Below are 6,961 nucleotides of genomic sequence, written 5' to 3'. Positions count from 1 at the left end.
CTTTGGGGCAAAAAGACGGTGTTTTTGATTTTTCAAACGAGCCCTAATGCAGGGGTGGGTATCATCCGCCAAGTCCGTGGAAGTACCGGAGCCCTGGGAGAGGCGGGCGGACACGCTGGTCCGGCCCCTACTAGGCCCCTGGATGTGAATCAATAGAATGCGCGGTAGGACACTGCCCAGGGGTTTTCCGCACTTGCAATCCACCGTGAAGCGTAGTATAATGTGCGTGTCGCCACAAAAGCAAGACCCAGGGAAACCGAGCTCCCTGGGTCTCTTTACAGGGGCTGCCTCCCAACAGAGCCTTTCTTCTGTCTGGGGGAGAACCGGTTACTTTTTTCCAGATTCTGCCGATATATGATATAGAGTGATTTTCAGAAGGAAGGGAAGCTGTATGAATTTTGCTGTCAACCGGAACACAGGCCCTGTTTCTCCTATGCGGTCCGCTGCCTGGGCCAGGCCGGAGGCCGGGGCGCAGGAGCCCGCCCCTGGCCCCCGGGACGCGGTCAGCATCTCCGGCGAGGCCCGGCAGGCCTTGGAGGGAGAGGAACTGTCCCCTGTGGAAAAGGCCCTGAAGGGCGCCACCCAGGAGCAGGTTCAGGCCTGGATGGAGGAATGGCAGACCCAGCATCAGCTGGAGGTCAACTGGAACGCTGTGGTGGACCCGGACCACAGCATCTACGCAAAAAGCTATATGGAGTCTCTGGTGTGTCAGTATGACAAGACCCGGCAGGCTGTTGAGGCCTATTATCAGGAGGGGCACCAGGAAAACCTGCGCTTTTCCAACCCCTATAACCATCTGGTGGAAAAATATAAGTTTTCCGGCTCCCCCTACTTCAAGGGGGACTGGTCCCAGGCTCAGCGGGACATGGCTTTCCGGCAGGAGGAGGCTTTGCTCCGGGGCGGGCGGGTTGTGCTGAACGACCCCTGGGCTCTGGCAGCGTCAGGCGGCGTGCCTGACGGGGAGGCTGTGGACAAGGCTGCCCGGGCCTATGCCCAAAGCGTTCTTGACCAGCTGATTGCCAAGTATAAACAGACCAAGGGCATCGAAGGATAATATTGCCGTTGAACGGACCTGTGCCCCCGGCAAGTCATACTGCTGGGCAAAGTCTGTCTCAAAGCCAGAGGGATGAAGGATTTTTGCCCGGAAACAGCCCGTTTTCAGGCAAGTTTTGGGTACTATTGGGGGTTTTTGCACGGAAAACAGCCGTTGCAGGCGTTATTTGTCCAAACAATCAAGCTGCAAGTTGAAAACAGAGAATCGCAGAACAGAAAAGGAGAATGGAACCCATGAGCGAAAACATGGAAAGCTGCACCCATGACTGCTCCTCCTGCGGGGCGGACTGCCCGTCCCGGCAGAACCCGGAGAGCATGATCGAAAAGCTGAATGACCTGAGCCATGTAAAGAAGGTGATCGGCATTGTCAGCGGCAAGGGGGGCGTGGGCAAGTCCCTGGTCACCTCCATGCTGGCTGTCACCCTGCGCCGCCGGGAGAACGCTGTGGCAGTGCTGGACGCGGACATCACCGGGCCCAGCATTCCCAAGTGCTTTGGGCTGAAGGGCCGGGCCATGGCTGACGAGAACGGCATGTACCCCCGGGAGTCCAAAACCGGCGTGAAGGTAATGAGCATCAACCTGCTGCTGGAGGAGGAGACCGCCCCGGTGGTGTGGCGGGGCCCGGTGATTGCTGGAGCCGTAAAGCAGTTCTGGACTGACGTGGTATGGGGGGACGTGGACTATATGTTTGTGGACATGCCCCCCGGCACCGGAGATGTACCCTTGACCGTGTTCCAGTCTCTGCCCCTGGACGGCATTATTATTGTCACCTCTCCTCAGGAGCTGGTGGGCATGATCGTCTCCAAGGCGGTGGAGATGGCCAAGCTGATGAATATTCCTGTGCTGGGGCTGATTGAGAACCTGAGCTATTATCAGTGCCCGGACTGCGGCAAAAAGGTCAGCCTGTTTGGCGAGAGCCACCTGGACGAGGTAGCGGCCAAATACGCCCTGCCTGTGCTGGGACGGCTGCCCATTGACCCCACCTTGGCCAGCGCCTGCGACCGGGGCATTATCGAGCTGTTTGGCGGCGACTGGTTGGAAGCCGCCGCTGACCGGATTGAGGCCATGGAGTAAGGGGCAGCTAGTGCGCGCCCTGTGAAAACAAAAGGAAAGCCCCCGGTGAGAGCCGGGGGCCTTTTTGATTTAGGATTTTTCCGCGCTGGCTGCCCGGAGGAAGGTGACAATCTCCGCACGGGAGCAGCGTTTGCCGGGGTTGAAGCGGTTGTTGCCCGCGCCAGTGGTAATCCGGTTCTCCACCGCCCAGCTGATGGCCGCATCATAAACAGAGTTGCCCGTCATGTCGCTGAAAGCCGCAGTGGCGGTGGGCTGAGGCCTTCCGGCTGCCGCCCAGAGGAAGGTCACTGCCTGGACCCGGGTGCAGGGCATGGTCGCGCCGAATTTGCCGCCGCCCATGCCGCTGGTGACGCCCTGCTCCACGGCCCAGCTGATGGCGCTGCGGAAGGCCGGAAGCGAGGGCATGTCCACAAAGTCTGCCGGGGCGGAGGGGCTGGGCCGGCCCTCTGAGGCCCAGATGAAGGTCATAATCTCCGCACGGGTGCAGGTGTCGTGGGGCTTGAAGGTGCTGCTGCTGCCCTTGCCGCTGGTGATGTTGTTCTGCACCGCCCAGGCCACTGACACGGCAAACCAGTCTCTTTCGCCCACATCGGTAAAGGCTGGCGGCGCGGGAGTGGGGGTAGGCTCCTCAGTGGGTTCAGGGGTGGGAGTAGGCTCCTCTGTGGGCTCGGGAGTGGGTGTAGGCTCCTCTGTGGGTTCGGGGGTGGGGGTAGGCTCCTCTGTGGGCTCGGGGGTGGGGGTAGGCTCCTCTGTGGGTTCGGGAGTGGGGGTGGGCTCCTCTGTGGGCTTGGGGGTGGGGGTGGGGTCGGGCGCGGTTTCGCCGTTGTAGTAAATGGTGGCGTTGGCAATCTCATCGTTAAACTCGCCGATAGAAATTTGCGCCCACTCGCTCTCACTACCCGCATAGAATATATTTTTCAAAGCCATAATTCCCAGTGCACCTCGTTCAATCGTCCGCAGGCTTTTGGGAAGGGTTATGCTGATCAATCCACTACAGCCGGAAAAAACAAGGTCTTTCAATGTGGTGATACCCTCTGGAATTACCACGCTGACCAAGCTCTCACAATTGCTGAAAGCGCTTGAACCGATGGACTTGACCTGTTCAGGCAGCGTAATTTCAGTGATAGCACAATTATAAAAAGCGCTGTCACCAATCGTCATAAGGCTTGCAGGGAGTTGAACAGACTGCAGGCTGGTGCAGGCCCAAAAGCAGCGCTTAGGAACAGAGGTAATCCCCTCGGGAATCTGGATAGAAGTCAGCCCAGTGCACCGAAAAAAAGCTTCTTCCCCAATAGAAAACACAGACTTTGGAATGTCAAGGGTGGTCAGCTGAAAGCATTCTTTGAACACAGAGTCGCCAATGCTCTTCAACCCTTCCGGCAGGGTGACCTTCATTAAATTGGCACATTCCTGGAACAATCTGGCGGGCAGCGCAGTGACTTTGGCAGGGATATTGATCTCTGTCAGACTGGTGCAGCCCCAAAAGGCTGAGTCGCCCAGACTGAGCAGGGAGTCTGGCAGACTGACGCTTGCCAGATTATGGCAGTCCGAAAACGCCGACCCGCCGATACTTGTAACACCCTCGGGAATTTCGACACTGGTGATGGTATCGTTCATAAAGAACAGGGTACTTCCTACCCCTGTCACCCCGCTGGGGATGACAACATGCCCCCCAGGGCCGTTGTAGTCGGTGACAATACCGTCTTTGATGACAAAATCCTCGCTGTTCGCCCCAGCGTACAGCGGCACCGCGCCCAGCAAAAGACACAGCGCCAGCAGAACTGACAGAACTCTTTTCATGCCGCAAACCTCCAAATAATAATATTTCCAGCAGCCCCCTCGGAGAGCGGCAGCGGCCGCTCTCCCCCGGGCTTCTGCCGGAAATATAAAACGCGGTGCCGAGTTTTTCTCTCAACACCGCGCTGATAAAAATCAATGCTTTCGCACAGCCCTATTCAAATACCCTCTTGCAATGGAGATGGGAAATGGGTATAATAAGCCTGTGGTGCAATGTATTTTGCTGTGCTGAGTGGGTGAAGCACTCGTACAGGGCTGGTAGGTGCGCCAACACCTGCCAGCCTGCCGCATTTTATATTTCCTGGAATCATTATAGCCTATCTCCCCACAAATTGCAAGAAAAATGTGCGGGGCCAGGCCGCTTTTCCGCCCCCTGCCCTGCCGCCCGGCCGGATTGCAGAAAGCACAGCTTTTTGCACCCCGGCCGGGCTTTTTCGCGCCCAGGCCCCCGCCGGACCCGCCGGCCAGAAGCGGGAAGTAGAAATTGTGGCTATCTCTCACAAAAAAGTGGTTTGCCCACCATATATTGTTATGGGCTGATGTGTTGATTTTTGCGCCGAAAAATGGTATCATTTCTACAAACCGTATTTTGGAGAGGAGGGCCCAGGAGCCCTCTGCGTTGGCGTTACATTGACAGGCGAGGTATATTTTGCTATACTGTAATCGGACATGGCTGAAACGAACAGGAAAGGAAGAGACCGCAGGCAATGAAAATTGGTTTGGACGTGGGTTCCACCACCCTGAAGTGTGTGGTTTACGCGGGCAGCGACCCGGTATTTCAAGAATATGAGCGGCACTATTCCCAAATCGCGGAAAAGGCCTCGGAGATGCTCTCCCGGGTCATGGAGAAGTTTCCGGAGGAGAAGGAGGCGGAGCTGTGCGTGTCGGGCTCGGCAGGCATGGGCCTTTCTGAGGACCTGCACATCCCCTTTGTGCAGGAGGTGTTTGCCACCCGCACGGCGGTAAACCGGTATCTGCCCGGGTCTGACGTGGTGATTGAGCTGGGGGGCGAGGACGCCAAGATTCTGTTTCTCTCCGGCTCTATGGAGGTGCGCATGAACGGCTCCTGCGCGGGAGGCACCGGGGCCTTTATCGACCAGATGGCCACCCTGCTGGACATTACCCCAACGGAGCTCAACGAGATTGCCGGGCAGAGCCGCAGAACCTACAGCATTGCCTCCCGGTGCGGGGTGTTCGCCAAGTCGGACATTCAGGCCCTGCTGAACCAGGGCGCGCAGAAGGACGACATTGCCGCCAGCATTCTCACCGCGGTGGTCAACCAGACTGTGGCCGGGCTGGCCCAGGGCCGGGAGATTACCGGGAAGGTGGTGTACCTGGGCGGGCCGCTTACCTTTTTCTCTCAGCTGCGGGGGGCCTTTGACAGCATTCTGGGGGTAGAGGGGGTGTGCCCCAAGGGCTCGCTGTACTATGTGGCGGCGGGGGCGGCGCTCTCGGGCCAGGGGGAGAGGGTGAGCCTGGGGGAGATTACGGAGAAAATCAGGAACTACAGCTCCAGCCACTCTTACCAGAGCAGCGAGGCCCTGTTTGCCAGCGAGGAGGAGTACCGGGAGTTTGTGGCCCGCCACAAAAGGGACAGCGTGCCCACCCGCGCCCCCTTGGGAGAGGACGGCGCGGCCTATGTGGGCATCGACGCGGGCTCTACCACAGTAAAGGCCGTGGCCGTCAACGAAAAAGGGGAGATCGTCTGCTCCCGGTATCTGCCCAACAGCGGCAATCCCATTCCGCTGGTCCGGGACTTTCTGCGGGACCTGTATGCCGGATATCCTCATATCCGCATAAAAGCCGCGGCCTCCACCGGCTATGGGGAGGAGATCGTCAAAAACGCCTTCCGGCTGGACTTCGGCCTGGTGGAGACCATGGCTCATTTCACCGCCGCCAAACGCTTTTTGCCGGAGGTCGACTTTATTATTGACATCGGGGGGCAGGACATCAAGTGCTTCAAAATCAAGAACGGGGCCATTGACAATATTTTTCTCAACGAGGCCTGCTCCTCGGGCTGCGGCTCCTTTTTGCAGACCTTTGCCGGGGCGTTGGGCTATGAAATGCGGGACTTTGCCCGGCAGGGGCTGTTTGCGGACAGCCCGGTGGACCTGGGCTCACGGTGCACGGTGTTTATGAACTCCTCTGTGAAGCAGGCCCAGAAGGACGGGGCCACCCTGGGGAATATCTCGGCGGGCCTCTCTATGAGCGTGGTGAAGAACGCCCTGTACAAGGTCATCCGGGTCACTGACGCGAAAAGTCTGGGAAAGCACATTGTAGTGCAGGGCGGCACCTTTTTGAACGACGCGGTGCTGCGGGCCTTTGAGAAGGAGATCGGCCAGCATGTCACCCGGCCCTCTGCCGCCGGGCTGATGGGGGCCTATGGCGCGGCCCTGTATGCCCAAAGCCGGGGCGGGAAGCAGAGCAGCATTCTGGGGCCGGAGGAATTGGAGAGCTTTACCCACCAGGTAAAGGCTGTCAGCTGCAACGGCTGTCAAAACCACTGCCGTCTTACTGTCAACACCTTTGCGGGCGGGGCAAGGTACATAGCGGGCAACCGCTGCGACAAGCCCCTGCAAAAGCACAGCCCCACTGCAAAATATAACCTCTACGACTACAAAAAGCAGCTGTTGGAGGCCTACCGGCCCTGTGAGGGGCCCCGGGGGCGCATCGGCATTCCCATGGGGCTGAACCTGTTTGAGCTGTACCCCTTCTGGCACACCTTTTTCCGCAGCCTGGGCTTTGGGGTAACAGCCTCGCCCCCCTCGGACCGGCAGCTGTATCTGAAGGGACAGCACACTATCCCCTCTGACACCGTGTGCTACCCGGCCAAGCTGATGCACGGGCACATGGAGGCCCTGCTGGAACAGAAGCCCGACGCCATCTTCTACCCCTGCATGAGCTATAATTTTGACGAGCATCTGGGGGACAATCACTACAACTGCCCGGTGGTGGCCTATTATCCGGAGGTGCTGGACGCCAATGTCACTGCCCTGGCAGAGACAAAATTCATTTACGACTATGTGGGGCCTCACCG

General features: G+C 58.5%; 4 protein-coding genes. 3 read left to right on the top strand and 1 reads right to left on the bottom strand.

What is annotated here, in order from left to right:
- Positions 1 to 391 precede the first annotated feature (391 nt).
- Both ACTO5E_RS09475 and ACTO5E_RS09470 read left to right on the top strand, forming a co-directional pair.
- A complete protein-coding gene (locus ACTO5E_RS09475) occupies positions 392 to 1,054 on the top strand; it encodes a DUF4885 family protein (RefSeq protein WP_482303206.1) in 663 nt (220 codons plus the stop codon).
- 233 nt (positions 1,055 to 1,287) lie between these two features.
- On the top strand, positions 1,288 to 2,127 hold the full coding sequence (locus ACTO5E_RS09470) for a P-loop NTPase (protein ID WP_482303205.1): 840 nt from the start codon (positions 1,288 to 1,290) through the stop codon (positions 2,125 to 2,127).
- A 69-nt stretch (positions 2,128 to 2,196) separates the two neighbouring features.
- On the opposite strand, the gene ACTO5E_RS09465 is transcribed toward ACTO5E_RS09470, so the two are convergent.
- Positions 2,197 to 3,927 (bottom strand): leucine-rich repeat protein, encoded by a 1,731-nt coding sequence (locus tag ACTO5E_RS09465; RefSeq protein WP_482303204.1) that lies wholly within the window; start codon positions 3,925 to 3,927, stop codon positions 2,197 to 2,199.
- 704 nt (positions 3,928 to 4,631) lie between these two features.
- Between ACTO5E_RS09465 and ACTO5E_RS09460 the strand changes: the two genes are divergently transcribed.
- Positions 4,632 to 6,961: BadF/BadG/BcrA/BcrD ATPase family protein (locus tag ACTO5E_RS09460; RefSeq protein WP_482303203.1), on the top strand; the 2,330-nt coding region annotated here is incomplete at its 3' end.

This window comes from Acutalibacter sp. (genome assembly GCF_056800975.1).
This window is presented reverse-complemented; position numbering and strand designations above follow the sequence as displayed.

Excerpts from the sequence above, each read along its gene's own strand:
- ACTO5E_RS09475 (WP_482303206.1), top strand. The coding sequence starts at position 392 with ATGAATTTTGCTGTCAACCGGAACACAGGCCCTGTTTCTCCTATGCGG.
- ACTO5E_RS09470 (WP_482303205.1), top strand. The coding sequence starts at position 1,288 with ATGAGCGAAAACATGGAAAGCTGCACCCATGACTGCTCCTCCTGCGGG.
- ACTO5E_RS09465 (WP_482303204.1), bottom strand. The coding sequence starts at position 3,927 with ATGAAAAGAGTTCTGTCAGTTCTGCTGGCGCTGTGTCTTTTGCTGGGC.